Source organism: Pseudomonas sp. ES4 (genome assembly GCF_050586665.1).
Taxonomy (GTDB): domain Bacteria; phylum Pseudomonadota; class Gammaproteobacteria; order Pseudomonadales; family Pseudomonadaceae; genus Aquipseudomonas; species Aquipseudomonas frederiksbergensis.
The window spans coordinates 61,973-87,197 of the sequence record NZ_JBOBDO010000006.1; the positions used below are offsets into that span (position 1 = coordinate 61,973).

Genomic DNA, 25,225 nt, shown 5'->3' on the forward strand with positions numbered 1-25,225 from the left:
AACAAAGGGGCGCCCGTGCCCCTAGACCAACCGCTCGATCTTCTGATGCTGCCAGACCATTTTGTAATACGCCGTCTGCAACACCAGCATCCCCAGATACGCCACCGGAAACGCCATCCACACCCCTTGCAACCCGAAGTGCCCGTCCAGCACATACGCCACCGGCAACTGCACCCCGACCACACAAAAAATCGAAATCGCCATCGGCACCAGCACCGAGCCGCTGGCGCGCATGATGCCGCCGACAATCGCCTGGAAGCCGAACACCAACAGGCTCCACAGCATGATGTGCAACAAATGCTCCGCCTTCGCCCGGGTGGAATCATCCGTGAGGAACAACCCCATCAACCAGTGCGACAACAGATAACCCAACACCACCAAACCACCGGTCAGGCACACATTGATCAACAGCCCCGTGCGCAGAATCGGCCCCATGCGTTCAAGCCGCCCTGCCCCAATCGCCTGAGCCCCGAGAATCGACGCCGTGATCGCAATCGACAACGCCGGAAACTGCACGTAATTGACGATCTGCGTCACCGCGCCATACGCCGCCGTCGCCTGCGAACCGTGCTGATTCACCAACGCCAGAATCACCAGCTCCGACACCGACAACACCACCATCTGCAACCCGGTCGGCAACCCGATGCGCAACACCTTGCCGAGAATCACCAGGTCCAGGCGCATCGCCGCAAACATCTCCCGATCCGGCGCCAACGGATGCCCCTTGCGAATCAACCGCCACGCCAGCCACCCCATCGCCGACAAATTACCCGCCAACCCCGCATACGCCGCACTCTGAATCCCCATCATCGGCAACCCGAACCAACCGCGAATCAACGCCGGCGTCAGCGCCAACCCGATACACGTCGACACCAGCAACGCAATCAGCGGCGACATCGTATCGCTCACCCCGCGCAGGAGTTGAGTGAACAGCACATACACCAGCAGCGACGGCATGATCCACATCATCACGTGGGCGTAGGACACGGCGTCGTCGATAACGTCGGCCGGAGTCCCCAAACCTTCCAGGGCTGGCCTTGCGAATACGCTGCCGAGTACGGCTGCTGTCAGGCCGATCATTGCGCCTAACAGCAAAGTTGTGCCGGCGATGGTTTTCACCAGATGCGGCTCACGGGCGCCCCAGGCTTGGCCGATGAGTACACCCGCGCCAGCGCCGAGGCCGATGACCAGGGCGATGAAGAAGAAGACGATTGGGAACATGCCGGAGACGGCGGCCAGGGCTTGGGTGCCGAGCATTTGGCCGATGTAGATGCTGTTGATGGTGCCCGACATGGATTGGAGGAAATTGGAGAGGACCATGGGGGCGAGGAAAAGGAGGTAGGTTTTCCAGAGGGAGTGTTGGGTGGCGGGGGTTTGCATTGAGGGTCCGTCTCGGGGGTGGGCTCGTGTTTTGGAAATTCTACGCTAGGGGGCTAGGCACCACCCGATCCCATTCACAAATTTGGGTAGGATGACTAATGGTCTTCAATCGGCCCAGAAGCGGTCATTCAAACACGCAGGAAACCGGGGCAATTCAGATCGTTTGGCTACTGCCGCAGGCTTGTAGCGAATGGTGGATCCAGCCAGGCTAGCCATGCTCCTGAAAAAAGAGCTGTCAGTGGGCTTCTCAGGTAGACACGCTGCACAGCAAATTATGGCATGATGACATCACAATGAGCATATATAGCTGACGCTACACAATATCTTCAGCATCTCGTTTCAATTTAATCGGTTGAATTTTTTATAAAGCGTGGATCAGGGAATGGATGGCTATCACGGAAACTACAAATACAGAATAATCGAGAAAATTGGAGAAGGAGGCTTTGGATTTGTTGAAAAAATTGAGCTATTCAACATTGCCGATAATAGATGCGGTGAGTACGCCCGCAAGTCCCTCAACGATCTGGAACCTGATCTTCGGGATGAGTTCCGAAGACGTTTTGCACGAGAGGTATCATACCAAGCCTCTTGTGTGCACACCAATGTAGCCCACATTTATCTGTGCGACCTCAAGTCCGATCAGCCATGGTTCATTATGGATCTAGCGGCCGGAGATCTACAGAAAGATATTGACAAAGGCATTTTAACTGCCGCTCAAAAAATCGATGTGCTTCTAATGGTCGCGGATGGCCTTATATATTTGCATTCTTTGGATTATCTCCATCGCGATATAAAACCATCTAACATTCTTAGATTTAAGGACGACGTCTATAAGGTGTCTGATTTTGGGTTAGTTAAGAACTTAGATAAAAGTTCCGAGTCCGAAGTTATCACAAAAATTGCGACAGCAATGGGCACAGCTAAATACATGGCGCCAGAGATAGGGATCGCAGGGGAATATAGCAAAAGAACAGATATTTTTGCACTAGGTGTTCTCTTAGAGGATTTGGATATGTTAGACAATCCAGGCATCCATGAAGTATTTAAGAAGAGCACTGCTCGGCGGCCTCCTGATCGCTATTCAGAAGTGCAAGAAATGCGAAATGAATTTGTTGCCGCCATCGGAGAAAGCAAATGATTAAGCTATTAAGCTCAAGTGCGTTCTCATTCCCCAAAGAACCTGCGCGAAAAAACGAAGATTCTATTTTGCCACCACGCAAGGTAGGTAGTGGTTTTTTGATGGCTATAGCAGATGGCGTAGGGTCGTATGCCGGGGCAAGCAGCGCGTCCGAGTCTGCTATCGAATATTTGACAAGTTTGCAATCCGCAGCGTTCGAAAGTTCTGATGCTGTCGAGAAAATTTTCGAACAGATAAAAGTTCGTGTTTCAAACCTGACCATCGAAAATCCTAGCTACTTTGATGCAGCTACGACTTTGACGTTCTGCTATGCGGGAGAGAAAGGAATAAAGATTGGTCATATCGGAGACTGCCGAGTTTATCTAAAAGATGACCGCAAGCTTCTGCAGGTTACTAAAGATCATACCCAACACCAAAAGCTTATAGACGAAGGGTTATATAAACCTTCCGAGCTCAAAGAAGCCAGCGGCAAAAACACCCTGATTTCAGCTATATCAAAAAAAATCAACCTCCATTTCCAAGAAGCTTTCTTGAGTTACGATGAAATTTGCGCACAGGATGGAAGTGTGAGCTTGTTCATAATGTCAGATGGAGCTTATCATTCTTGGGAATTAAGACCTCGTTTTTTGGAAAGTACTTTGGAAGATCCAAACCGGTTTGCGGCAAACCTGCGCAGACGTATTATTCGATTGGAACCCACCGACGACTGTTCTCTGATAGCCGTTAAGTTGACAATAAAATCCCAGCTTGAATTGTTTGATTAGGCTGCATGCAAACATCTGGCTGCATTATGCATCAGACTTATAATGCAGCCAGATAGTTTATCTACATAAACTAGCAAGCCGAGCATGTGATACGGATGATCGTGCTCTTCGGCTTAGCCATAGTTAACTGTTGCCATCAGTAACCATGGCCACGCCTCATCGCTATTGCTAGTCAATAGCTGCCTTGGGCCCAGGCTTGTGGTGACCGGCGCCCCCCCATTCTAAAGAAGTCGGTTGCTTGGGAACAAGTTTGCAGGCGGTTAATTACATACGGTTTTGTATATAAAGGGATTTGCTTATCTTTCAATAAAGACCGCCTCTAGTTTCCATAAGCTTTATTTTAAGTTTCTCGCCGTCGACCATAATTCGTCTGATACGCTGAGGGTCCGAGAAATTACAATCATCAAAATCACCTCCTGAGCAGCCGTCGAAAAATTCAGATAGCGGCTTTGATATAATCTGAGTGCTAAAGCCTCTATACTGCCCATCTAAATAATTGGTTAACAGCGAAAGTTTTGCCTGCAAACCAAGAATATATTGTTTATCATGAGGTTCGGCCTCCTTTTTTTGGGCCCAAAATTTACATGCGGCGACCTCAAGCTCGCCAATCAATTTGCAAAGCTCTTCTATCCTTTTTGAGAAATCCTGAGATCTAACTGTGTACCTAGTGCGCCAGTAGTTAGTTATCACTGCTACCACCGCGCCAATAATCGCTGAACTAACACTTATGGCGTATGCACTCATTATTTATTTGCCTCGTCAATGTACGTCCAAACTTGATGTGGTAGGTGAAAATCCTCATTTGAGATCAGATTCAATCTCCCTTTCAAGCTTGATGCGGAGTGTCCGTGCCTTATTAATCCCGCGAATGCTTCTTCCAGAAAAGAGGCTCCATATCCATATGTACCATCTAGACTCACAGTAACTGTTTGGTATTTTTCTAAAGCTGGCGACAAGAAATCATTAAGAAATGCTTCTGCAGAGTGTGCGCCATCGGCTAAATATCTTCCGGCAGGATATTTACTGAACTCGTTGGCAATATCTATTTCTCCATGTTGTAAGAGCTCAGCTGGAACGGTTTTTGGAAAAATCACAATCTCGACCGAGGTACCAGCTCTCAGAGTTGTATCAGCAGAGAGTTCATTTTTTTCGTTTGTGCAATATAGAGTTCCGCGACGACTGGATATTTTTATAGATTGCAAGAAACCCTTTGAAATAAAGTCGAAAATTGAGTTAAGCCCACGCCCTCGCCCTGGCTGATTGGTCGACGATTTAGTTGAAAAAACCGCATCGGCAATTATCTGGACGTCAGTTTTAGTATGCGAACTTATCGTCAGGTCATGCTCTTTCGATATCTCATTTAGAATTGACTGTGGAATGGTTACACCGTAGTCCAATACAGTAATGACCAGAGATCCGCTTGCGGTTTCACATATGGCAATCTCACAAGCGAGATCTTGCACTGGCTTAAAGTTATCCGGGTAAGCATGCTGTGTAATATTGGCTACCAGTTCTGTTATGGTAGAATAAAGCGCTTGGGTGCGTGCGCGATCAAGATTATTGACATGTGCAGCAACTGCATCCACAACCTCCACAGCAATACTTAAGTCCACCCTTAAGCAAGCCCATTTCTTAACTTCCATGATTACTCCATCGCTTGTCAATTTAAATGCCAGGGGCATGGCCTGGTTTTTTCTGATATATCGAGTAGCATCGCATAGGGCAAGGGTGAGTATCTTCAGATTTTCCAGACTAATTTATAGAAATTTCTACTCAATAGACAGTCTGCTTTGGGCAAAATTTTGCCTATCACGAAGGACAGCAATCGACCGTTATCTGCCCTTCAAGATGGTCAGATAACGGTCAAAAGCGGTCACTCGTCCGAACAAATCCTATTGGCCAGTGGCAACGATCCAAGGACACTCGTGACCTAACCTAGTCTTAAATTGAATCGCTTCAGACAGCCCATCAACAAACTACACCAAGCTTCGGCAATTGAAGCTAAGGATGTTAAATAACCAAGCGGCCAGCTCGCTGACTAGATGCTGGCTGGCTCGGCATCTTGACGGGTTGTGCCATCGATAATTTGAGGTCAACTATTGCAATGTCATTGTTTGAAAGAAGCAAGGATTTAATAAAAATTATCGCTCACAAATTTCTTGGTATCTCTCGTAGAAATCTCCGCAGCCGTTGATGTCTTGTAGCAGCCTTACTCTATTTTTGTGGCTTTTGTAAAAATTAAAGGATAGCTCGATATTAATTAGCCACTTACTGATATCAGAATCATCCATGACCATGATGATGCAAGTGCTGTTAAGGTAGTCTGTTATTTTGAATATTTCACACTTTTTCCTTATTAAAACTATCGCCAGTTTGCCAAAGCCGGAAGCGCGAGAATATCTCTCGACTTGATTTACCGCGTCAATAAACTGCTTTCTTACAGATGAGTTTTTGCATTCCACAACTATTGATTTTGATTTGGTTTCGTTTAGGAGGTTATTGAAATTTTGATCATCAGAGATTTTGGCTCTGACGAAAAAGTCTCTTCGGTGCTGGTTAGATGCGTTTGCTTGTTGGTAAGAAACTTTAAAGCCGGCAGCCAAGAAATAAATGTTTAAGAATATGCCGACTAGCTTTTCGTATTTGTAGCATTCCTTCCTTCCGCTTTTTGTTTTCTTGAGTTCTCTCTCTAAGAATTTTATGGACGGCAAGATGGCTCTTTCGTAAAACTCCATGAATGAGTCGTCGTCAGCCAGCTTGCAATAAGACATTACAAGCGGCAGATTTGATGACAGCTCATACATTGTGTCAAGCTGATCAACAACCTCGAAGTATTGTCGACTCATGTTGCAATATTCAGCCTTCAAGCTGGCAATGACGTCGTCTTTAAGTTTTTCTTCGGTTGTTTCGGATAAAAATCCAAGCGATGCGCTTTCTCCGCAGTGATAATTAAAAAGATAAAATCTTCGCTCGATTTCAGAAGTTTTCGGGCACCGACTGTACCGAAATGAAACGGTGTATCCATGGCTCTCTAAGTAGTCGTAGAGTATTTCTAAAGAGCCTGCCTCTTTTTTATCGATCAGGTCTTCTGTGGTTTTTTCATAAAGAGTGCTCAAATCCATTTCGTATGCCTGCTATGAAAAATTGGCGGGGTGATGATCTTTAATTTTTATTGTAGCCATGAGTTCGGGTCAAGAGAGCGGCTTTCCAGAAACCTTCTCTTAAGATTATTGTTTTATCATCAACTCTCTTTTGATGGTATTCCAGCAAGCTGATTGAGAAGTTATCAAGAGCGTAATCTGGCCCCATTTCTTTAGTCAACCGGAGCAGCTCAATATTGTTGCCATGTCCAGCCTTAGCGTAAGACGTCCATCTTGACCACAAACCGTGCTCGCCATACGCCGATCCAACATATTTTTTTCCTGTCGCATTGTCAGCGATTAGGTATATCCCTTTGATACTAGATAGTGCAGCCACCCAGTCTGAGGGGTTATCGTATGTCAGCGCTCGGAGTTGGCGAAAGCTTATGTTGATATTCTCGTACCCTGGGAACGGTTCTCCAGTGAAGGGTTCACGCAAAATTTCAAACACACTAATGTTTTCTAAGTGCCTCTCACCCTTCAGGAAGGGTTTGGAGGCACCTCCTCGCTTAAATTTTAATTTTAATCTGCCGATCAAGCCTTTTAGTTCGTGCCGATGACGAGCATCAATACCCTTTTTTGCGCTCCCCCAAATATCAATGAAGCCTGCAAATAACCAGATATTGCGTTGTGAAGGAAACTCCACTAATGAAATTATCGTATCGCGGCTGATGCTTTGGGGAGTAGCGATTTTTTTAAAGACTGTCGGCCAAGCAGCCATGTCCTTCCGAAACACATCCAGAGAGGTGAATTCGCCTACTTTTGTCGCAAGATGAATATCAACCTTTTCGAGAAGGGTTTCTGGGATAATTTCTGAAAGTTCGACTTCTGCACCAATCATCTCAAGCCCTTACTTACTTTTTCTGCTGGACTGAATTTTCGCAAAACTTTATCCATTCTGAGTTGCATACCGATAAGCCTCTGCGAGTCAGTTGTCTCAACTCATCTGGCTGAGCAATTCAGTCACCGCGTTTATCGAAAGGCTAAAGCGTCTGGCGGGGCGCTAGCCAGTGGACGATTTGGTTGGTATCAAAGCGGGTCCGCTCTTGAACTGTCATTTGTAGCTGGCAGGCGAGAAGCTTTGCACATCGGGCGTAAAGACTAACTCGTGCATCGCTGCTTTGATCTGCAGAGAAGCAAAGACCACGGCCCGGCTGGCTTTTAGAGAACTCGACGATGATCATGCGGACGGTCTTGAAAACTTCGTGCGCTGATCCGGCACCCGTAACTTTTACGGAGTTATCCTTCTGAAGCGCAAACGAAACGCTCCATGTCGGAACTCCCGCCGGTGTTGCGTTTGCAGGTACTGGGAAGAAACAGACCCTATAGCCGGTACCTCGTCTCGTGGAGAAGTAGGCAGTATCACCTGTCTCGCTCCAATGCCACGGTTCTGTCATAGAATTCTCGCTGTCGACGGACTATACGTAAAAGAAAAACAAGATGGGATGCCTTGCACCGATCTGCAACTGCCCCAACGCCATTGCGTACCCAACTTACTACCGACCATAAAACGCACGCTCAACGTCCAAAGCGCGCCAGGGATAGGTCTGTCCGTCCCGGTCAGTCCAGTGCGCCTTTGGTCCCAATTCATTAAGTGTCTCAGCTCTCGCTAACAGCATGCTGCAATACGTTTGGTAGTGCTGAAAATTTTCGGTTTCGGTTCTTACGTATTTTCCATTTAGTTTGAATCCAAATATGGGGTGCTTATGGGCAATTACTGAGTCGATCACGCCGCATGTGATTGGAGCAAGAAATGCAACTATTTTCGACGCAAACGCGAACTGCAATTGTGGCAAAGAACACAGAACACGTACTGCCTCGCCGTACCGCCCCGAATCCACGAGACTCGCTGCCTCGCGCAACAAGCGGACGGCCTCACCGGGAACGAAGTCGACAAGACCACGCCGCCTACGATTTTCCCCCAGGCGCAGAAAGCTCGACCCATTGATGGCTGTCTGCACTTTAGACAAGGCACGAGCGCGGTTCGTATTTCCCTTGGACGTCGCGTAGTGCCCCCAATACAGCACGCTTAGATAGCCCAGCAATAACTGCTCATCCTGCGTCGAACGCAGCAACTGATGGTGATACTCATCCAATTCCGACGACGTGTTGAACTCAATATGCATGTGTTGGGAGACGGTGCCGGCTAGCCCGACAAAAGGGTAGGAATACGCTTCGCGGCTTTCTTTAAGTTCCATTCGAGCGGCCTAGATATCAAAGCGACACTATGCCATATGGCAAGCAATTCCGGGTCTTTTGGCACCTATTAACTCGCCATCTGTCCCAGCAGTCATGCTCGTTTCGAAGCTGGCAGTCCCAGCTTGGAGCTCCCATCAGAGCAAGACTGGCAAGCCACTAGATCTGTTACCGCCGCGCGATGACCGTCCGCTTTTGGCCGATACCGGCCGTTCACCAAAGACTACTTTCGGCGAACGCTGCCTGCCTTGAACGACTGCGATGCTGTGAGCCTAAGTGCTCTCCAGTATCACGCCTGCTTTCCATACCGGTCCTACAGCAACCTCGGAAATCGCCCCTATTCCCCATGCAGCGATAAAAACTATAGTCACCCCGTCGCCCACAACGCGACCAGGTTTGGCGACCTGCTGATCGAATCGGTCCCCACAAATCTGATTCGGAGCTTCACCTATGGAAAGATACATGCCCCTCACCGGAATCGACCTGATCCCGGCTTCCATCCTCATCGACACCCAAGCCCCACTCGACGTCCTGCAAGCCATGGCCGATTACCGCATTCGCACGGTCACGCAGGTGCTGGAAAACATCGCCTTCCGCGCCGAACTCGGTTGCGACACGGTAGTGCTGTCGGACTTCTCCAAACTGCTGGCCATTCCGTTACGCGACGGCTGTGACTTGATGGACGTGATCGGTCGACGCTTGCGAGCGCAGGCGAAGGAGTAAGTAAAAACGGGCGCCTCAATGGCGCCCGTTTTTTGTATCCATGATCAAAGTGGTCCCTAGCCCCCAACAGACGACTGACCTGCCTCAGAAAGGCAAAGACCGCATAGGAAGTCATTGTTTCTCCGGAAGCCAGGACAACTGCCCGATTTGATCTAGCCTTGAATAAGATCACGCGGGAGATAAACACCATGCCCCTGGCCCTCAGAAATCTATCCGCCCTTGCTCTGGGCCTGTTTGTTTGCATTGCCGCATGGGGCCAACAGGTAGCCGACACCGATCACCCACCGGCAATACTCCCGCTGGAATCCGAGGCGGGGCCAACACTCATGGCCTATCCGCCGCTCGCCGCGCCGCTCGCCCGGGGCGTTGTCATCATCCAGTATCGGGCAGAGCACGCGAGGATCATGCCGGTATTTGGCAAAGAGGCGGTTGAGGTGTCACCACGTCTGAGTCACCTTCACGTGACCGTCGACGATTGGAAAGGGACTTGGGCGCACACCAGTGAAGACCCGATTATTTTGGTCGGGCTGACGCCCGGCCCGCACAAGGTTCTTCTTGAAGTGGCTGATCCGAGTCATAAGGTCCTGACCAGTACGGAAGTGAGTTTTATCGTTCCAGAGAAAAAACCATGATCAACGGGGACTGACTTGTTTGGGTCATGCCCTTGTCTGCCAACTGCGAGATAAACCCCTCCTTCTCTTCAGCCGAACTGCTCGAACCGCCGCCGCTTCAGGAACAACCCCACGCCCAGCGCCACGGCAAAGATTGACAGCAACCCCAGATCAAAGCCCAACACGCGGATCTGGCTTGCAGCAACGCAGCCGACCGCACCAGCCGCCACCAGCACCACCCCTAGCCACTTGCGCAGCAGATACGGCTTGAGAAACCGATCGAACAGAAAGAACAGCACCAGGGCAATGACCAGTTGGGTAATTTCGGACATGTGAATCTCCAGTCGGATAAAAGGTGACACCTACTTAAACAATCACAATTAAACCCTCCGCTTCGAGCAGTACTCCACAATCATCTGAGTAACCGCCGCCACAATCGCCTGATCCGCGTCAGGCGAGGTGAACAGCCGACATTGCGCATCCGGTAAATCCGGCAACCCTTGTTCTGCCCCAATCACCGCCAGTCCTTGCCCCAACTGACTCAGTGGCATGGGCGCTACCGCGAAGCCTGCCAGGGCCGCCGCCCGTAATCCGGCGGTGCTGCTGCACAACATTGCCGTGCGCTGGGCGATTCCCGCCTGTGCCAGCCTGGTCAGCGCGGCCTCGCGATAAGGGCACGGCTCGGGGAACAGGGCCAGCGGCAACGGCGTGGGTAACCCAGCGACGGGTTGCGCCGACCAGGCCCACACCAACGGTTCTTGCCATAGCAACAGCCCCGTTTCGCTGGTTTCGCACAGCGAACCGATGACCACGTCCAGATGCCCCTGCTTCATCAGCGCCAGTAACGTACCCGGAATATTCACCTGTACTTCGATCTTCATCCCGGGGTATTGCGCTGCGAAATCCTGGACCGTGCGCAGTAATCGAGGCTCGACAAAATCTTCGGACACGCCGATCCGCAATCGCCCGTGAAACGGTGTGCGTGTGAGGTCGGTCCAGGCGTCGCGGTTCAGCGCGAGGATCGTGCGCGCATAAGAGACCAGGCGTTCGCCATCGGCCGTCAGTTGCTGGGAACGGGTGGTGCGCGTCAACAGGGGTTTGCCAATCTGTTCTTCCAATCGCCGCACGTGGCCACTGACCGCCGACTGAGTCAGGTGCAGCTTCTGGGCGGCACGGCTGAAGCCGTCTTCATCGACGACGGTGACAAAGGTTTTGAGCAGCAGAGGGTCGAACATAGTTTTATACGTGATCAATTGAGTCTGAATTTACGATTTATATTTCAAATTCAACTATGTTGCAATGCTCACACCTGCCCAGCCCTCCTCATCATTCAAGGTGTGTCATGACGACTCTTCTGCATATTCAGTGTTCTCCACGCAAACAGCGTTCGGCGTCCTTTGAAGTCGCCCGCAGTTTCATTGCGCGTTATCAAGCCAACACCCCGGACACCGAAATCATCACCCTCGACCTCTGGAACATGACGCTGCCGGAGTTCGATGATCTGGCCATGGAGGCCAAGTACGCCGGGCTCAATGGCACGCCGTTGACCTCTGCACAACAAGACGCCTGGAACACGTTGAAAGCGTTGGCCAGTCACCTGCACCGCTCGGATGTGCTGGTGATGTCCGTGCCGCTGTGGAATTTCAGCATCCCCTACAAACTCAAGCACTTCATCGACCTGGTATCGCAGAAAGACATCCTGTTCAGCGTTGACCCGGAACGCGGTCTGGAAGGCATGCTGCACAACAAACTCGCCGTGGTGATGTACGCCCGCGGCCTGGATTTTTCGGCGCAGTCGAGCACCCCGGCGGAGCGCTTCGACTTCCAGAAGCCCTATGTGGAAGCCTGGCTGAACTTTATCGGCGTCACGGATGTGCATTCGGTGATTGTGGAGAAAACCATCCTGGGGGAAGACGTTGACCTGCGCGCGCGTGAGGACGCGACTCAGCAGGCCAGGCGCCTGGCAGACACTTTGTCGCCGACGCTTCAGGCCTCACGGTTGCACATCGATTCATTACAAACCGAAAAGCTTGAATAGCCGCCACTCCCCGCCCGAGTCAGTACTGACGGGTTGCGCAGTTCAAGTGAGGCGTACTTACGCTTGCCTGACGATATCGACCGAGATCTCCACCGCCGCAATCGTGCCTCTATTTTCAAGCCAGTGGGTGGTGTTCCTGTCCTCGGGCCAGCCCACTCCCGGTCCATAGTCCGTGGCGACGCCATTGCGATGGTCCGTGATCGTGCCTTGCAGAATGTAGACGGTGCCTGGTCTGTCGATATGGTTGTGAATCGGCCCGAAGACACCTCCGGGCTCGATGGTCACCTTACGCATCCTGAGTTGGCGCCCTGCCATCCCCTCGATCTCAGGCCCCAGGTCAATCGTTGCGAGTAACTGCACCGTAACGCCTTTCGTTTCAGGTACAGCCTGTTTATTGCTCATCGCGCGCGCTCCTCTGTACGTACAGGGCCTAGCTAGAAGTAGAGACCCCAAAAGGCGTGATCAGGCGGGAGGCGACAAAGGGTCGATTGCATTGCTGCGCGACAGGCTGTCATCGGCCAGGAGCGGACATTTCATGATCGGCAATTCCGGCAGGTAACGGCATCCTCACAATCGCTTGCGGTACTCTCCATTGGCGCTGTTTAGGCCCGCAGCTTTCGTTTTGGAAAGTTTCGGAGGATCGGTACTACTTGGCGTGTTGTGTGGGCTTCTGTTGCTGTGCTTCATCGCCACTTGGCGTCTGCCGATTACGCAAAAAGGCAAACAATGACGATGTTCCCGTAGACGCAGCGTCAATTTGAAAAACGTCGATACCCGGTATTAAGCGAACACTGGGTGCGATGTATTGTGAACGAAGCGCATCAAGCTGGAGATGATGTGAGAAGCATCTGGCCCAACGCCCCTGAGGGTGGCCGAAGCAAAGTTACGCTGTTTCGGCAATCCCAAAAAATACAAACCCGGTACGTGCTCCGCCTGCCCATTGCGCTGAGCCAGGCTCCCATTGGCCCCCGTGTGTAAGCCTGACAAAAAACCAAGGTTCGGACGATATCCGGTCGCGAAAACCAAACTGTCCACTTCGGTGTGCTGCCCATCGGCCCAGATCACACCCGTTGACGTTACCTCCGTGAACATCAGCTTACGCTCAAAAAGTCCCTGCTTCATGGCTCGACGATAGGTGCCATCATCCAGTACGGGGGTACTTTGATCATTCAGCCAACGAGTCTTCTCCATCCCTGTCCACTTGAGCCAAGCATGAAAATCCACACCGAGGATCTTTTGCGGAAAAAATCGAATCGATTCCTTTGTCGCCAATACGACGCTGCTGACTTGAGCCAACTCATGGGCAATTTGTACAGCTGAGTTGGCCGCACCTATGACCACAACTCGTTGATCACTGAAGCCGTCGACATTTCGGTAATCAGCACTGTGTAAACGTTGCCCGCGAAAGCTCTCCAGCCCCTGAATATCAGGGATGAACGGCTGATTGAATCCGCCAGTGCAAACGATCAATGCTTTTGAGCAGAAACACTGACCATCAGATGCCTGAAGCAAAAATAGTCCATCCTCCCTACGCACTTTCTGGACTCGTATGTTCTGCCGAATGGGTAGCTGGAAAGCGTCCGCGTACTGCTCCAAGTAACGTACGACTTCATCGCGTAGCGGATAATGCTTGGCTTCAGCTGGGAAAGGCATCCCAGGTAACGATGAGTAAGCAGCAGGGGAAAAAAGTCTCAGACTGTCGTAGTAATTGCGCCAGTTTCCACCTGGCTGGCTCTCGGCATCCAGGATGAGAAACCTGAGGCTCTGCTGCTGCAGATGCCAACCGCACGCGAGCCCAGCTTGGCCCGCACCAATAACGATGGCATCCATGGGCTCATTAATTACATTCATGTATGCGCACTCATGCATATATTATGATAATAAAAAACTACTCTGACCCACTAGGGCAGCAAAACGGGGCCAGACTCTTCATATGCTGGAGAATAGCTTCGAGCCGTGTCACCACCGCCGCCCCATCCACCTCATAGAACATCTGCCGGCTGACCTTGGTAGCACGGACGATGCCCGCCTCTGATAGCACTTGCAGATGACGAGATACCACAGATCGCTCTTGAGGTACCCCTTCGGCAATCTCGGCGATATCCGCACGCCCCAGTAGCATGACTCGCTTGAGCACAGCTACCCGCGACGGCTCGCAAAGAGCTTTGAAGAAGGCTCCATCGAGAGAGTCGATTGCTGCATCAATTGCCCGGGAACGTATAGAGGTTCGGTTCGTCATGCGGATGACTATATGTGCATATCTATGCACACGTCAATTCGCCGAATAGACGTCAACAACAGATCCCAAGCGACCAATACCGCGTCGTGGACAGGCGACAAGGCTACAGCGGCTAAGTCTGCTAGCCTTGAGGGCTTTGGGAGCTATAGAAGGGCCGATAATGCAGATGTTTAAAATCGAGGCGAACGGATTGAGTCAGCTCCGTGAGGCTCTGAGTCAAGCAGCATTGCCCTTTGATGATGTAAGGGATCCGGGGCGGCAGTTTTTCCGTTTTGAGATAGACGGAAAATGGATCGCGTACGGCGGGCTGGAGGGTTCTAATCAGGACATGCTGCTTCGCTCACTGGTCGTTTGTGATTTACATCGTGGGAAAGGACTGGGCAAAGCTGTGCTGTCTGAACTGGAACGAAATGCTGCCTCCCAGGGTGCGCTTCGGTTGCACTTGTTAACTCAAAGCGCTACGGGATTTTTTACAGCCAATGGGTATGAAGTTTTCGATAGGGGTAATGCGCCGGTCGTTATCAGGCAAACCGTCCAGTTCAAGCATTTGTGTCCTGCATCGGCAACCTATCTACGAAAGTCGTTAGGCAACGCGGTTGTTACGAAGTAGCCCGTAAATTCGCGTTTATGGACGGGATCCGTGTTGTGAGTGTATGTCCGCACTTGGCCGGTTTCTGCCTCTGCTGATCGGCAGCTATGGGTCGAGTTCAGTCAGTCATGACAGGCAAAAATCGGCCAAAAGCCGCCTACCAAAAAGGCGGGCCTTCACTTATCGCCATGCTGTTAAACAACGTCAAACAAGCAACGTCAAAAACCCGGTCATTTAACCAACTCCTTGCGGCTGGAATTTTTTCATGGCGTAAAGGGTGAAGTGCAAAAGGTGTCCTAGACTACAGGCTTAAATGGTCTGCTTTCATGTGTTCTTCACTGCTGCAACTACTGGGTTTTTATATGAATTCAGACAGTTTTCAGTCGCAGCACTGCCTTTATCGGATGCCCTCTATCGACCCAAGAGCGGGATGCCAATATGAATAATAGTTCCGTAGCAGGCTCTCGATTCAGCGTACTTGATGGATGGCGCGGCATAAGCATCCTGCTTGTCCTGGCGTGTCACCTGCTACCACTCAGCCCAAAGGCTTGGCAATTCAATGCCGCCGCAGGCGTTATGGGAATGGCTATATTTTTTACCCTGTCGGGTTTTCTGATTACAAATTTCCTGCTCAATAACAGCAGCGTCGTTGATTTTTTAATCCGCAGAATCTTTCGGGTTGTGCCGCTCGCCTGGTTGTACATGCTCATTGCCTTACCCGTCATGAACAGCACTCCGGATGCCTACATCGCAAACTTTCTGTTCGTCGCCAACTGGCCGCCCATGTGGCTTGGCAGTGTCAACGGCCACCTATGGAGTTTGTGCATGGAGGTCCAGTTTTATTTCGCCATCGCTTTGCTGGTGGTTTTGATGAGAAACAAGTGGATACTGCTGATCCCGGTTCTCTGCATTGCCGTCACGATGTATCGAGTCATGAATGAAGTCCATGTCGCAATCAACACTTATTACCGCATCGACGAAATACTTTCCGGGTGCATACTGGCACTGATATATAACAACAGACTGGGCAATATCCTTGTCAAACTTCCGGCACAAACTTGGATCACCCAAGTATCTTTAGGCCTTCTATTTGTTTTGTCCTGTCATCCCGATGCGGGCTTCATGAACTACTTGCGCCCCTACCTTGCCGCAGCAATGGTGGGGAGCACGTTACTCAATAGCCGGACACTGATTGCCCAACTTCTGAATAATCGCGCTCTATTTTATATCGCCACTATCTCGTATGCGCTCTACGTTGTTCATCCGCTGCTAATACATACCTGGCTGGGTAGCGGAGACACCGTCATAAAATATTTGAAGCGCCCTTTGTTGTTCGCCGCCATTTTTATCACCGCGCATATCTCGACCTTTTATTATGAAAAATGGTGGATTGCTTTTGGTAAGCGATTTGCCAAGAAAGTCGCTAACCAGTCTGTTACCTCGGTCAGTTGAATCCCGAGTCGATTGCCGGTTCAAGCAACGGAACAAACGAAAAAACGGGCGCCTTGTGGGCGCCCGTTTTGGGTGTACTTTCTTGTTAGCCGTTATGGCTAATCATGGGATTTTTTCGATACCGACGTTCCGGCTTTGCTCAACCCTTTGGTGTTGTGATCGCCTGGAGTCGAGGTCGAGATTGCACGGGCCTTGGTCACGCCGCGAGTATCTTTGGATTGAGCGATACCTGAAGTCGTTTGGCCATGGCCCTGATCACCGCGATCATTGCCATAGTGGTTTCCGCTTTCACCATGGTCGCGAACAGCCTTGCCGGCATGATCGCTGCTCAGTCCTTTGCCCTGGCCGTTACTGTTAGCGCCGCCGGAGTGACCTGAACCGCTATGGCCGCCGCCTGTACCGCCGCCGTGGCCACCGCCATTACCACCGCCGTTGCCTCCCCCGTTACCACCGCCATTACCGCCGCCGCCACCACCACCACCACCACCACCACCACCACCACCACCACCACCACCACCACCACCACCGTCTTTCGCAGAGGCGGAGCTCATGATGGACAGGTCAACAGGGAGTAATGGAGCGGCTGCCAGCATCAAGGCGCAGGACATAACAGCAATGAGACTCTTATTCTTCAAAAGCATGATGGCTTCCATAGGGTTGATATCGCAATGGTTATGACGCTTTAAGCCCCAGACAGTTCAAGTCCTGCGACCGACGGATATAAGCGGCGCTAGCGTGCAGCACTTCGGGTTCCCGCGAATGCGCTCGTGCCAAGCCAGCGCCACAAGCTTTGCGCATCCTTCACCGCGCCATCCACACGCAGCTCTTGCGACTGCAGAGCCTCGCGCGGTGTGCGGTCGCCCGTCCACACCTCGGTCAACGCGCGCACGCTGGAGTCGACGACGAGCGTCAGTTCGCGGCCGGGGTCGTCGCGGCACAAGTCTGCCACGCCCTGCTCAACCACGAGCCACCACGCTTGCTCGCCGGGCCTCGCGTCGCGGAACTTGAACTGGATGACCACCGGCCAGGACGGGAACGTCTCGATGCGCACGAACCGGCGCACGTCCCACATGAGCAGGCCCGCGTCGAGTTCGTCATCGCGAAGGCGACTGCCAATCCAGCGCGCGCCCCAATGCCCCAGCGCCATGATGATGGGGCGCAATTCCTCGCCCGCCTCCGTCAGGCTGTATTCCCAGACTTTGCCGGTGGCCGTGCGGCGCACGACGCCGATCTCTTCCAAATGCCGCAGGCGTTGTGCCAACAGGTTGGTGGACATTCGTGGCACGCCGCGGTGCAGTTCATTGAAGCGCTTGCTGCCGCACAACAACTCGCGCACGACCAAAGGTGTCCAGCGCTCGCACAGTGCTTCAGCGCCGCGTGCGACCGTACAGAACTGACCGTAGCTATCGTCCATGCCTGCGCTCCGCAATTAAAAACGCTTCAGATTCTGAACTAGCGCTGCCACTTCGCCACGCGCACGCTGAAACCTCGAAAGCCAAATACCAAAGGAGCACGCCATGACCAAGGTAGCCATCATTCAGCGCCCGCCCGTGCTGCTAGATCGCAGCGCGACCATCGCCCGGGCCGTGCAATCGGTCGCCGAGGCGGCGGCAGCGGGTGCCTCGCTGATCGTTTTGCCCGAATCGTACATTCCCGGTTACCCGTCCTGGATCTGGCGACTGGCGGCGGGAAAAGACGGGGCTGTCATGGGCCAGCTGCACACACGGCTGCTGGCCAACGCCGTCGATATCAGCAACGGCGACCTGAGCGAATTGTGCGAGGCCGCCAGAGTTCATGCCGTGACGATCGTGTGCGGCATCAATGAATGCGACCGGCGCAATGGCGGCGGCACGCTCTACAACAGCGTAGTCGTTATCGGCACCAACGGCGAAGTACTCAACCGCCACCGCAAGCTGATGCCTACCAACCCCGAGCGCATGGTGCATGGTTTCGGTGATGCCTCGGGTTTGCGTACGGTCGACACTCCAGTCGGCCGCGTGGGTGCGCTCATCTGCTGGGAAAACTACATGCCACTGGCACGCTATTCTCTGTATGCACAAGGGGTGGAAATCTACGTCGCTCCCACGTACGACACAGGCGAGGGTTGGATCAGCACGATGCGTCATATCGCGCTCGAAGGCCGCTGTTGGGTGCTCGGCAGCGGCAGCGTGCTGCGTGGCAGTGACATCCCCGACGACTTCCCGGCTCGTGCGCAACTGTTTCCCGATTTGGAGGAATGGATCAACGACGGCGACTCGGTGGTGGTCAGTCCTCAAGGCCGGGTCGTGGCCGGTCCATTACACAAAGAGGCGGGCATTCTGTATGCGGACATCGACGTCTCACTCGTGGCACCCGCGCGGCGGGCACTCGACGTCACCGGGCATTACGCGCGTCCTGACATTTTCGAACTGCAGGTGCGGCGCACGCCGACGACAGCGGTGCGCTACATCGATGAGTGAAAGCAGGCGGTATCGCCTGACCATTGATCAAGGAGTCATGCCATGAGCATTGAACGGTCTTACCAGGGCAGTTGTTTTTGCGGCGCAGTCGAGTTCACCGTTAGTGGCGAACCGGTTGGGATGGGTTATTGCCATTGCGAGTCGTGTCGGCATTGGTCAGCGGGGCCGGTCAATGCCTTCACGCTATGGAAACCCGAGGCGGTGCAAGTGACTCGGGGTGCTGACAACATCGGCACCTACAACAAGACCCCGCGCAGCTATCGCAAGTGGTGCAAGACCTGCGGCGGGCACCTCTTCACTGACCACCCGGAGATGGGGCTGATCGATGTGTATGCCGCGGTCATCCCGGATCTGGCGTATTCGCCGGGGGTTCACGTCCACTATCAGGAGACCGTGCTGCGCATCAAGGATGGACTGCCCAAGCTGAAGGACGTCCCCAACGAACTTGGGGGCTCGGGCATCAGCGTGGACGAATAGCCCCGGTTGCCACCTCTCAGGCAGCAACTCGGCAATTTCATGGGCATAGGGATCATGCCCATTAATCAAAAGCACCGTTGAGCACTTCATAGATGAGCCCGGTCGCCAGCGCGACCAATATCAAGTCGGTGCCGACTTGCTGCCATTCATACCCATCATAGTGAGGCAGCCTGCCAAGCAACCGACCGTCCAGTTTTTTGGCAATCCCTGGGGGAAGCGGCTTGCCTCGCGCGAGGTTCTTTTGAATGCCAGGTGGCAATGCAGGTCCGGGGCTCCAGTAGTCCCGATATCCGCCTATTACGCCAAGAATACTGCCGTGATTAATGCTTGGGCCATTATCCCAATCGCCGCCCCCGGAGTTTTTGCCTTTGCCGCCCTGACCTCCCTGGTTGCCATGATCCTGGCTGTTTTGCGGGTTTCCCTTGCCGTTTCCCTGGCCTTTTCCATTACCAGGATCAGCCAATGCAGTCACTGAACCGGAAACCAGCGCAAGGCAGGTAATAGCTGCAATCAATGAGCGAGATTTGAGCATGGTCGTTCCTTCAGGGTGGCGGGACATCTCTGTAATTTAGACGCTATCGGTGATGTGAGCTTCTATTTCCTCACATCGACATCCAAGCCACAGGAAATCAGGACAATCATCGAGGCCTTGCATGACAGCCGTGAAGGCGTGTAGCAAGCAACGATTGCCGCCCATCTACAGCAACGGCTGTACTTGACCGGGCTGTGCGTACGGGGGATAACTAGCGGGGAACATGTAACGAATTAAGTCCCGGAGGTTTACCCTCAGAACAGATCCTAATACGATGAAGCCCGGATATTTCTACAACAACATGCAACATCATTGGGCCCTGAACGATGAACACCACGAGCTTTCTGGCCGATAACTCTAAAACTTTCAGCATAGTTATAGTCAATTACAAAACACCAGAAATAACCAAGATATGCCTGGAACTATTGCACCAGCATGTGGGCAGCCACAATATCCCGATATGGGTAGTTGATAACTACTCTGCCGACGAAAGCACTGAGTACTTACGAACCCTTGACTGGATAAACTTAATCGAGCGTTCCAGTCCCGAACCAGAACCTGGGCACATCGCGCACGGCAAAGCGCTCGACCTGGTTTTACAGCGAGTTGAAACTGATTATTTATTTCTTCTGCACACTGACACTTTTATTTTCGATAAAAATGTTTTTTCGATGATGCTGAACAAATGTCTAAAAAACCCGAAAACTGTAGCCGTCGGTTGTGTCGAGCAAATAAATCGTGGCACGACCAGGACACTTTGGCGCTTTAGCTCACGATTATTCCAACACCATTTCAGACGTTTGAAAATCTCCATGGGATTACGTTCCAGAGACCCCAGACCGTACAAAGAAGTCTACCTGAAGAGTTTTTGCACACTGTGGAACTGCAAGCTCATCAAACAGCACAACATGCATTTTTTGATGGATGATCGGGTGCCGGGCTATACCCTCCAGGACCGCATGACCGAGCTTGGCTATGTCGTTGAAATGTTATCACCGCGTAAAATCTTCAGTTATCTGGACCACATGCAGTCTGGCACTGTCGCAGCGGCTGGCGGCTATGGAAAGACCCATAGACGAACCAAAATGTACAACGATATCCTTGCACGCGTGAAAAAAGAGGCCAGCAAAAGTTAAGCCGCGAAGAGGCACAACGAGCAGTGCACCGGACGCTGCCTAAAGTCACCCACAGGTCTTTAAATCAAGTATTGGAGCGGTAATGGCACCCATCCCTCAAGCACTACCCATGACCCTCTCCCCGGAGCTTGATTTCGATCAGAACGCCGCCAGTGCCTTGGGTTCTTCGTTGGCCAGTCACTATATTCAGGCTGCGCCATTCCCGCACATCGTCATCGATAATTTCCTGGATGAAGAGCTGATTGCGCGTATCTGCTCGCACTTCCCGGTTGAGCCAACCAACAACGAAATGCTTTATGAGCGCGGCTATAAAGGTCAACGAAAACGTCAAATCAGCCCCAACGAATGCGCCCCCTTTTTGAAGACGGTTTTCAACGCCTTCAACTCGGCCCCCATGTTGCAGTTTCTCGAAAAGCTCACAGGCATCGAAGGCTTGATACCCGACCCTTACTTTACGGGTGGCGGCCTGCATGAAACGAAAAGCGGCGGCTTCCTGGGGGTACACTCGGACTTCAGGCTTAACAAAAAGCTTAAAGTTGAGCGAAGACTGAACATCATCATTTATCTAAATGAAGACTGGCGAGAGGAATACGGCGGCAACCTGGAACTTTGGGATGTCGACATGAAGACCTGCCTTAAAAAAGTCCTGCCCATTTACAACCGGTGTGTCATTTTCAATACAGACAAAGACAGCAACCATGGGCACCCAGAGCCTTTAACCACTCCAGAGCACATCACGCGCCGGTCCATCGCGCTGTATTACTACACCGCAGGCACCCTGGTGATCGATCCCGCACAAAGAAATAAAACCCACTACAAGCCAAGGCCCAAAGATCGTTTAAGCCTGAAATACTACCTGGGCAAACTGATCAAGAAGAAAAACTAGGCTGCGAAAGCAGCTGGCGCCAGCCAGAAACGGTCAATTCCGCTCCATTTCGTATACCCTCACACGGCGCCACGCAGCAATTGGCTTGCACTTGGCGTATCGACATTTTTGCTTTAATGCACCGGAGAATCTTTCATGCTCAACCGTACCCTGGCATTGGCTGTCGGCGTGACGCTGTCTTTTTGCACCCTGTTGGCGCAGGCCGCCGACACCCTGAAAGTCAGTGCGATTCCCGATGAGGCCCCGACCGAACTGCTGCGCAAGTTCAAGCCATTGGGCGCCTACCTGGAACAGCAATTGGGCATGAAGGTCGAGTTCGTTCCCGTGAGCGACTATCCGGCCGTGGTCGAGGCGCTGGCGACCGACCGAATCGATATGGCCTGGCTGGGCGGCTTCACGTTCGTGCAGGCGCGCCTGAAAACCGGCAATGCCATTCCGCTGGTGCAGCGTGAACAGGACGCCCAGTTCACCAGCAAATTCATCACCGCCGACCCGGCCGTCAAGTCCCTCGCCGATCTCAAGGGCAAGACCTTCGCCTTCGGTTCGGTGTCATCCACGTCGGGCAGTCTCATGCCGCGCTATTTCATGCTGAAGGACGGCATCAAGCCGGAAACCTACTTCAGCCGCGTGGGCTATTCCGGCGCCCATGACGCTACCGTCGCCTGGGTCCAGGCCGGCAAGGTGGACGCCGGGGTTCTAAACGCCAGCGTGTGGGAAAAACTGGTCGCCGCCGGCAAGGTCGACACCACCAAGGTCAAGGTGTTTGCGACCACGCCAGCCTACTTCGACTACAACTGGACGGTGCGCGGGACCCTTGACCCGGCACTGGCGGCCAAGATTAAGGCAGCGTTCCTGGCCCTCGATCCGGCGACCCCTAAGGACAAGGAGATTCTGGATCTGCAGGCTGCCAGCCGCTTCATCGAAACCAAACCCGAGAACTACAAGGGCATCGAGGAAGCCGCACGCGCTGCCGACCTGCTCAAATGACGTTGCATCTGACCCAGGTCAACCTTACCCACGCCAACGGCGTCAAGGCGTTGCGTGGCGTGGACTTGCACATCGGTGCCAGCGAACAGGTCGCCATTATCGGTCCGTCCGGCGCGGGCAAGTCGAGCCTGCTCAACCTGCTGGCCACCGCCCTGCGACCGGATAACGGTGAGCTGCAAGTGCTCGGCGAGCGCGCCTGGCAGCTGTCTGCCGGTCAGCGTCAGCGTCTGCGTGCGCGCATCGGCCTGATCCATCAAGCGCCCCCGCTGCCCCCGCGCCAGCGCGTGGTCACTGCGGTTCTGGCTGGAAAACTGGGTCAGTGGAGCCTGGGCAAAAGTCTGCTGAACCTGTTGCGTCCAGTGGATATTCCGGGCGCACGTGCGGCGTTGGACAGGCTGGACCTCAGCGACAAGTTGTTCGCCCATTGTCAGCAACTGTCCGGCGGACAGCTCCAGCGCGTGGGCATTGCCCGGGTGTTGTATCAAGCACCTGAGGTGTTGCTGGCCGATGAGCCGGTATCGGCCATGGACCCCGTGTTGGCCCAGCACACGCTTTCAGTGCTCTGTCGCCATGCCCGGCAACACAACGTCACCCTGGTCGCCAGCCTGCATGCAGTGGAGCTGGCCCTGGCGCACTTTTCGCGGATCATCGGCTTGCGTGATGGACAGATACTGTTCGACCTTGCAGCCAGCGAAGTCGACCGCGAGTTGCTCGACAAGCTTTACGCCAACGAACAACTGCAATCTCCACCGATTACTCCGGCGCCCTTGAGTGTGCAGATTCCCCGATGCTGACCCGTGATACCCGAGATCCGGCCACCCGGCCCCGCCTGCTGCTCACCTTGCTGGCCCTTGTTTTGCTGTGGCCGGGCATCCACTTCAGCGAGCTGGACCTCAGTGTGCTGGTGGCGAGCGACAGTCAGAGCGAGATGGGCCGGTTTGTCTCAGCCTTCTGGCCACCGGCCCATGGCGAGGAATTCATTGAACTGTTAGTGCAAGCTACCTTGCAGACCCTGGCCATCGCCACCGCCGGCATGGCCCTGGCGTTGCTGTTGGCCGTCCCCGCCAGCCTGCTGGCCAGTCGGGCGTTGTCGCTGTCTGCTGCCTCCCGAGCCGGCCACCCGAGTTATTGGGGCCAACTGCTGCGATGGCCGGTCCGCGGTTTACTGATCTTCCTGCGCAGCGTGCCGGAGATCGTCTGGGCGCTTTTGTTCGTGCGCGCCGTCGGCCTCGGCCCGACGGCCGGGGTGCTGGCCATTGCCATTACCTACAGCGGCATGTTGGGCAAGGTCTACGCGGAAATTTTCGAGTCGGTCGACCAGCGTCCGGCCCACGCGCTATTGCAGGCTGGCAGCGGTCGGCTCGCGGCCTTTTTCTACGGGATCCTGCCCAATGTCGCAGCCGAGCTGCTGTCGTACACCGTGTATCGCTGGGAGTGCGCCATCCGCGCCTCGGTGGTGATGGGCTTCGTCGGTGCCGGCGGTCTGGGCCAGCAAATGGATTTGTCATTACGCATGTTCGCCGGCGGTGAAGTGGCCAGTTTGTTACTGACGTTTCTCGTGCTGGTACTGCTCGCCGATCAACTCAGCCGTCTGCTGCGCTGGAGGCTGGCATGAATCGCCTGATCAACCTGGTGCTGCTCCTGTGTATCGGCGCAGCGGTGGTCGCCTCGTTCATCTACTTGGGCATCGACCTCGGCGAGCTCGGTGGCAGCGGTAATCTGAAGCAGATGGGCGCTTATGCGCAGCGCTTTCTCAGCCCGGACCTGAGCGCGAGCCATCTGCAAGCCATCGGCCACGGCGCCCTGGAAACCATCGCCATGTCCGCCCTGGGCACCCTGCTCGCGGCGGTATTTGGCCTGCTGTTGGCATTGCCTGCGGCCGGGCGCTTTGGCTGGCCTTTGCAGAGCGCATCGCGTCTGGTGCTCAACGCCTTGCGCGCGGTTCCGGAACTGGTGTGGGCTGCGCTGATGGTCCTGGCCGCAGGGCTCGGCCCCAATGCCGGCACCCTAGCCCTGGCCCTGCATACCACCGGCGTACTCGGCCGGCTGTTCGCCGAAGCACTGGAAAACACCCCACCCGAACCGGCCGAAGCCATCCGCTTGCAGGGCGGCAATGCCCTATCGGCGTTCTGCTACGGGTCATTGCCCAACCTGTTGCCCCAGCTACTGGCCTACACCCTGTACCGCTGGGAAAACAATATCCGCATGGCCAGCGTGCTCGGCTTCGTCGGCGCCGGTGGTTTGGGGCAAATGCTCTATGTCAGCCTCAGCCTGTTCCAGGAAGCTCAAGCCAGCACGGTGATTGTGGCGATGCTGTTGCTGGTATTGGCCGTCGACACATTGAGCAGCTGGAGCCGGCAACGCTGGGTGAAGGCCTGACGGCTAAGCAGAACTGGATGGCAACGTTGTTCCAAACTAAGCCAACCATTCGCGGCCCGAACTGGGCCATGCTGACCATCGTGACAGCGAGAACAATGC

29 protein-coding genes are annotated in these 25,225 nt (G+C 53.5%); 15 read left to right on the forward strand and 14 right to left on the reverse strand.

Going from position 1 to position 25,225, the window contains the following annotated elements; translation table 11 throughout:
* Window positions 1-21: 21 nt before the first annotated feature.
* On the reverse strand, window positions 22-1,380 hold the full coding sequence (locus tag ACQ4OB_RS09210; RefSeq protein WP_430955548.1) for an MATE family efflux transporter: 1,359 nt from the start codon (window positions 1,378-1,380) through the stop codon (window positions 22-24).
* Window positions 1,381-1,762: 382 nt separating this feature from the next.
* Here ACQ4OB_RS09210 and ACQ4OB_RS09215 point away from each other — a divergent pair, with 382 nt between their 5' ends.
* Together ACQ4OB_RS09215 and ACQ4OB_RS09220 are read left to right on the forward strand one after the other, a co-directional pair.
* Entirely contained in the window at window positions 1,763-2,518 is a 756-nt protein-coding gene (locus ACQ4OB_RS09215; protein ID WP_430955549.1) for a serine/threonine-protein kinase, read from the forward strand.
* Entirely contained in the window at window positions 2,515-3,282 is a 768-nt protein-coding gene (locus ACQ4OB_RS09220) for a PP2C family protein-serine/threonine phosphatase (protein WP_430955550.1), read from the forward strand. Before ACQ4OB_RS09215 ends, ACQ4OB_RS09220 begins: the two co-directional genes overlap by 4 nt.
* A 303-nt stretch (window positions 3,283-3,585) precedes the next feature.
* Here the strand turns inward: ACQ4OB_RS09220 and ACQ4OB_RS09225 are convergent, their stop codons facing one another.
* The 5 genes from ACQ4OB_RS09225 to ACQ4OB_RS09245 all read right to left on the reverse strand — a co-directional run bounded on the left by ACQ4OB_RS09225 (window position 3,586) and on the right by ACQ4OB_RS09245 (window position 8,620).
* On the reverse strand, window positions 3,586-4,026 hold the full coding sequence (locus ACQ4OB_RS09225) for a hypothetical protein (protein WP_430955551.1): 441 nt from the start codon (window positions 4,024-4,026) through the stop codon (window positions 3,586-3,588).
* Window positions 4,026-4,925 (reverse strand): STAS-like domain-containing protein, encoded by a 900-nt coding sequence (locus ACQ4OB_RS09230; RefSeq protein WP_430955552.1) that lies wholly within the window; start codon window positions 4,923-4,925, stop codon window positions 4,026-4,028. Before ACQ4OB_RS09230 ends, ACQ4OB_RS09225 begins: the two co-directional genes overlap by 1 nt.
* A 498-nt stretch (window positions 4,926-5,423) precedes the next feature.
* The gene (locus ACQ4OB_RS09235) at window positions 5,424-6,404 is read right to left on the reverse strand and encodes a hypothetical protein (protein WP_430955553.1); all 981 of its coding nucleotides are present in this window, start codon (window positions 6,402-6,404) and stop codon (window positions 5,424-5,426) included.
* Between the two features lie 40 nt (window positions 6,405-6,444).
* Window positions 6,445-7,263 (reverse strand): GIY-YIG nuclease family protein, encoded by an 819-nt coding sequence (locus ACQ4OB_RS09240; protein WP_430955554.1) that lies wholly within the window; start codon window positions 7,261-7,263, stop codon window positions 6,445-6,447.
* Between the two features lie 655 nt (window positions 7,264-7,918).
* Entirely contained in the window at window positions 7,919-8,620 is a 702-nt protein-coding gene (locus ACQ4OB_RS09245; protein ID WP_430955555.1) for a hypothetical protein, read from the reverse strand.
* 448 nt (window positions 8,621-9,068) lie between these two features.
* Here ACQ4OB_RS09245 and ACQ4OB_RS09250 point away from each other — a divergent pair, with 448 nt between their 5' ends.
* Entirely contained in the window at window positions 9,069-9,341 is a 273-nt protein-coding gene (locus ACQ4OB_RS09250) for a hypothetical protein (RefSeq protein ID WP_430955556.1), read from the forward strand.
* Between the two features lie 188 nt (window positions 9,342-9,529).
* Window positions 9,530-9,973 (forward strand): DUF6130 family protein, encoded by a 444-nt coding sequence (locus tag ACQ4OB_RS09255; RefSeq protein ID WP_074877990.1) that lies wholly within the window; start codon window positions 9,530-9,532, stop codon window positions 9,971-9,973.
* Window positions 9,974-10,041: 68 nt separating this feature from the next.
* Here ACQ4OB_RS09255 and ACQ4OB_RS09260 read toward each other — a convergent pair whose 3' ends face one another.
* Entirely contained in the window at window positions 10,042-10,284 is a 243-nt protein-coding gene (locus ACQ4OB_RS09260) for a hypothetical protein (protein ID WP_430955557.1), read from the reverse strand.
* A 48-nt stretch (window positions 10,285-10,332) separates the two neighbouring features.
* A complete protein-coding gene (locus ACQ4OB_RS09265; RefSeq protein WP_430955558.1) occupies window positions 10,333-11,187 on the reverse strand; it encodes a LysR substrate-binding domain-containing protein in 855 nt (284 codons plus the stop codon).
* A 107-nt stretch (window positions 11,188-11,294) separates the two neighbouring features.
* On the opposite strand from ACQ4OB_RS09265, the gene ACQ4OB_RS09270 reads away from it, so the two are divergent.
* Window positions 11,295-11,990 (forward strand): FMN-dependent NADH-azoreductase, encoded by a 696-nt coding sequence (locus ACQ4OB_RS09270; RefSeq protein ID WP_430955559.1) that lies wholly within the window; start codon window positions 11,295-11,297, stop codon window positions 11,988-11,990.
* Window positions 11,991-12,047: 57 nt separating this feature from the next.
* Here ACQ4OB_RS09270 and ACQ4OB_RS09275 read toward each other — a convergent pair whose 3' ends face one another.
* From ACQ4OB_RS09275 to ACQ4OB_RS09285, 3 genes are all read right to left on the reverse strand, one after another.
* Window positions 12,048-12,392, reverse strand: coding sequence for a cupin domain-containing protein (locus ACQ4OB_RS09275; protein ID WP_430955560.1), 345 nt, complete (start codon window positions 12,390-12,392; stop codon window positions 12,048-12,050).
* Window positions 12,393-12,770: 378 nt separating this feature from the next.
* Entirely contained in the window at window positions 12,771-13,841 is a 1,071-nt protein-coding gene (locus ACQ4OB_RS09280) for a flavin-containing monooxygenase (RefSeq protein WP_074878003.1), read from the reverse strand.
* A gap of 37 nt (window positions 13,842-13,878) precedes the next feature.
* Window positions 13,879-14,229, reverse strand: a complete 351-nt coding sequence (locus tag ACQ4OB_RS09285; RefSeq protein ID WP_074878005.1) for an ArsR/SmtB family transcription factor — start codon at window positions 14,227-14,229, stop codon at window positions 13,879-13,881.
* A 160-nt stretch (window positions 14,230-14,389) separates the two neighbouring features.
* Between ACQ4OB_RS09285 and arsN2 the strand changes: the two genes are divergently transcribed.
* Window positions 14,390-14,839: an arsenic resistance N-acetyltransferase ArsN2 gene (gene arsN2 / locus ACQ4OB_RS09290; protein WP_074878007.1), complete on the forward strand. Its 450-nt coding sequence runs from the start codon at window positions 14,390-14,392 to the stop codon at window positions 14,837-14,839.
* Between the two features lie 417 nt (window positions 14,840-15,256).
* A complete protein-coding gene (locus ACQ4OB_RS09295) occupies window positions 15,257-16,270 on the forward strand; it encodes an acyltransferase family protein (protein WP_430955561.1) in 1,014 nt (337 codons plus the stop codon).
* 98 nt (window positions 16,271-16,368) lie between these two features.
* Here ACQ4OB_RS09295 and ACQ4OB_RS09300 read toward each other — a convergent pair whose 3' ends face one another.
* A complete protein-coding gene (locus ACQ4OB_RS09300; protein WP_430955562.1) occupies window positions 16,369-16,911 on the reverse strand; it encodes a hypothetical protein in 543 nt (180 codons plus the stop codon).
* An 89-nt stretch (window positions 16,912-17,000) separates the two neighbouring features.
* A complete protein-coding gene (locus tag ACQ4OB_RS09305; RefSeq protein WP_074878011.1) occupies window positions 17,001-17,684 on the reverse strand; it encodes a winged helix-turn-helix transcriptional regulator in 684 nt (227 codons plus the stop codon).
* 103 nt (window positions 17,685-17,787) lie between these two features.
* Here ACQ4OB_RS09305 and ACQ4OB_RS09310 point away from each other — a divergent pair, with 103 nt between their 5' ends.
* Complete coding sequence (locus ACQ4OB_RS09310) at window positions 17,788-18,729, forward strand: carbon-nitrogen hydrolase family protein (protein WP_076027841.1); 942 nt, start codon at window positions 17,788-17,790, stop codon at window positions 18,727-18,729.
* A 42-nt stretch (window positions 18,730-18,771) separates the two neighbouring features.
* Complete coding sequence (locus ACQ4OB_RS09315; RefSeq protein WP_074878015.1) at window positions 18,772-19,206, forward strand: GFA family protein; 435 nt, start codon at window positions 18,772-18,774, stop codon at window positions 19,204-19,206.
* Window positions 19,207-19,267: 61 nt separating this feature from the next.
* On the opposite strand, the gene ACQ4OB_RS09320 is transcribed toward ACQ4OB_RS09315, so the two are convergent.
* A complete protein-coding gene (locus tag ACQ4OB_RS09320) occupies window positions 19,268-19,738 on the reverse strand; it encodes an anti-virulence regulator CigR family protein (RefSeq protein WP_074878018.1) in 471 nt (156 codons plus the stop codon).
* Window positions 19,739-20,064: 326 nt separating this feature from the next.
* Here ACQ4OB_RS09320 and ACQ4OB_RS09325 point away from each other — a divergent pair, with 326 nt between their 5' ends.
* The 6 genes from ACQ4OB_RS09325 (at window position 20,065) to phnE (ending at window position 25,126) form a co-directional block, all read left to right on the forward strand.
* Complete coding sequence (locus tag ACQ4OB_RS09325) at window positions 20,065-20,874, forward strand: glycosyltransferase (RefSeq protein ID WP_074878021.1); 810 nt, start codon at window positions 20,065-20,067, stop codon at window positions 20,872-20,874.
* A gap of 82 nt (window positions 20,875-20,956) precedes the next feature.
* Window positions 20,957-21,760, forward strand: a complete 804-nt coding sequence (locus ACQ4OB_RS09330; RefSeq protein ID WP_074878024.1) for a 2OG-Fe(II) oxygenase — start codon at window positions 20,957-20,959, stop codon at window positions 21,758-21,760.
* 135 nt (window positions 21,761-21,895) lie between these two features.
* On the forward strand, window positions 21,896-22,747 hold the full coding sequence (locus tag ACQ4OB_RS09335) for a putative selenate ABC transporter substrate-binding protein (protein ID WP_430955563.1): 852 nt from the start codon (window positions 21,896-21,898) through the stop codon (window positions 22,745-22,747).
* Window positions 22,744-23,541: a phosphonate ABC transporter ATP-binding protein gene (locus tag ACQ4OB_RS09340; protein WP_430955564.1), complete on the forward strand. Its 798-nt coding sequence runs from the start codon at window positions 22,744-22,746 to the stop codon at window positions 23,539-23,541. Before ACQ4OB_RS09335 ends, ACQ4OB_RS09340 begins: the two co-directional genes overlap by 4 nt.
* The gene (locus tag ACQ4OB_RS09345) at window positions 23,535-24,362 is read left to right on the forward strand and encodes a PhnE/PtxC family ABC transporter permease (protein WP_076027845.1); all 828 of its coding nucleotides are present in this window, start codon (window positions 23,535-23,537) and stop codon (window positions 24,360-24,362) included. The genes ACQ4OB_RS09340 and ACQ4OB_RS09345 overlap by 7 nt, the downstream gene beginning before the upstream one ends.
* A complete protein-coding gene (gene phnE, locus ACQ4OB_RS09350) occupies window positions 24,359-25,126 on the forward strand; it encodes a phosphonate ABC transporter, permease protein PhnE (RefSeq protein ID WP_074878033.1) in 768 nt (255 codons plus the stop codon). The genes ACQ4OB_RS09345 and phnE overlap by 4 nt, the downstream gene beginning before the upstream one ends.
* Window positions 25,127-25,225: the final 99 nt, after the last annotated feature.

Coding starts and splice junctions, on each gene's coding strand:
- ACQ4OB_RS09210 (WP_430955548.1), bottom strand. CDS start 1,380: ATGCAAACCCCCGCCACCCAACACTCCCTCTGGAAAACCTACCTCCTT.
- ACQ4OB_RS09215 (WP_430955549.1), top strand. CDS start 1,763: ATGGATGGCTATCACGGAAACTACAAATACAGAATAATCGAGAAAATT.
- ACQ4OB_RS09220 (WP_430955550.1), top strand. CDS start 2,515: ATGATTAAGCTATTAAGCTCAAGTGCGTTCTCATTCCCCAAAGAACCT.
- ACQ4OB_RS09225 (WP_430955551.1), bottom strand. CDS start 4,026: ATGAGTGCATACGCCATAAGTGTTAGTTCAGCGATTATTGGCGCGGTG.
- ACQ4OB_RS09230 (WP_430955552.1), bottom strand. CDS start 4,925: ATGGAAGTTAAGAAATGGGCTTGCTTAAGGGTGGACTTAAGTATTGCT.
- ACQ4OB_RS09235 (WP_430955553.1), bottom strand. CDS start 6,404: ATGGATTTGAGCACTCTTTATGAAAAAACCACAGAAGACCTGATCGAT.
- ACQ4OB_RS09240 (WP_430955554.1), bottom strand. CDS start 7,263: ATGATTGGTGCAGAAGTCGAACTTTCAGAAATTATCCCAGAAACCCTT.
- ACQ4OB_RS09245 (WP_430955555.1), bottom strand. CDS start 8,620: ATGGAACTTAAAGAAAGCCGCGAAGCGTATTCCTACCCTTTTGTCGGG.
- ACQ4OB_RS09250 (WP_430955556.1), top strand. CDS start 9,069: ATGGAAAGATACATGCCCCTCACCGGAATCGACCTGATCCCGGCTTCC.
- ACQ4OB_RS09255 (WP_074877990.1), top strand. CDS start 9,530: ATGCCCCTGGCCCTCAGAAATCTATCCGCCCTTGCTCTGGGCCTGTTT.
- ACQ4OB_RS09260 (WP_430955557.1), bottom strand. CDS start 10,284: ATGTCCGAAATTACCCAACTGGTCATTGCCCTGGTGCTGTTCTTTCTG.
- ACQ4OB_RS09265 (WP_430955558.1), bottom strand. CDS start 11,187: ATGTTCGACCCTCTGCTGCTCAAAACCTTTGTCACCGTCGTCGATGAA.
- ACQ4OB_RS09270 (WP_430955559.1), top strand. CDS start 11,295: ATGACGACTCTTCTGCATATTCAGTGTTCTCCACGCAAACAGCGTTCG.
- ACQ4OB_RS09275 (WP_430955560.1), bottom strand. CDS start 12,392: ATGAGCAATAAACAGGCTGTACCTGAAACGAAAGGCGTTACGGTGCAG.
- ACQ4OB_RS09280 (WP_074878003.1), bottom strand. CDS start 13,841: ATGAATGTAATTAATGAGCCCATGGATGCCATCGTTATTGGTGCGGGC.
- ACQ4OB_RS09285 (WP_074878005.1), bottom strand. CDS start 14,229: ATGACGAACCGAACCTCTATACGTTCCCGGGCAATTGATGCAGCAATC.
- arsN2 (WP_074878007.1), top strand. CDS start 14,390: ATGCAGATGTTTAAAATCGAGGCGAACGGATTGAGTCAGCTCCGTGAG.
- ACQ4OB_RS09295 (WP_430955561.1), top strand. CDS start 15,257: ATGAATAATAGTTCCGTAGCAGGCTCTCGATTCAGCGTACTTGATGGA.
- ACQ4OB_RS09300 (WP_430955562.1), bottom strand. CDS start 16,911: ATGCTTTTGAAGAATAAGAGTCTCATTGCTGTTATGTCCTGCGCCTTG.
- ACQ4OB_RS09305 (WP_074878011.1), bottom strand. CDS start 17,684: ATGGACGATAGCTACGGTCAGTTCTGTACGGTCGCACGCGGCGCTGAA.
- ACQ4OB_RS09310 (WP_076027841.1), top strand. CDS start 17,788: ATGACCAAGGTAGCCATCATTCAGCGCCCGCCCGTGCTGCTAGATCGC.
- ACQ4OB_RS09315 (WP_074878015.1), top strand. CDS start 18,772: ATGAGCATTGAACGGTCTTACCAGGGCAGTTGTTTTTGCGGCGCAGTC.
- ACQ4OB_RS09320 (WP_074878018.1), bottom strand. CDS start 19,738: ATGCTCAAATCTCGCTCATTGATTGCAGCTATTACCTGCCTTGCGCTG.
- ACQ4OB_RS09325 (WP_074878021.1), top strand. CDS start 20,065: ATGAACACCACGAGCTTTCTGGCCGATAACTCTAAAACTTTCAGCATA.
- ACQ4OB_RS09330 (WP_074878024.1), top strand. CDS start 20,957: ATGGCACCCATCCCTCAAGCACTACCCATGACCCTCTCCCCGGAGCTT.
- ACQ4OB_RS09335 (WP_430955563.1), top strand. CDS start 21,896: ATGCTCAACCGTACCCTGGCATTGGCTGTCGGCGTGACGCTGTCTTTT.
- ACQ4OB_RS09340 (WP_430955564.1), top strand. CDS start 22,744: ATGACGTTGCATCTGACCCAGGTCAACCTTACCCACGCCAACGGCGTC.
- ACQ4OB_RS09345 (WP_076027845.1), top strand. CDS start 23,535: ATGCTGACCCGTGATACCCGAGATCCGGCCACCCGGCCCCGCCTGCTG.
- phnE (WP_074878033.1), top strand. CDS start 24,359: ATGAATCGCCTGATCAACCTGGTGCTGCTCCTGTGTATCGGCGCAGCG.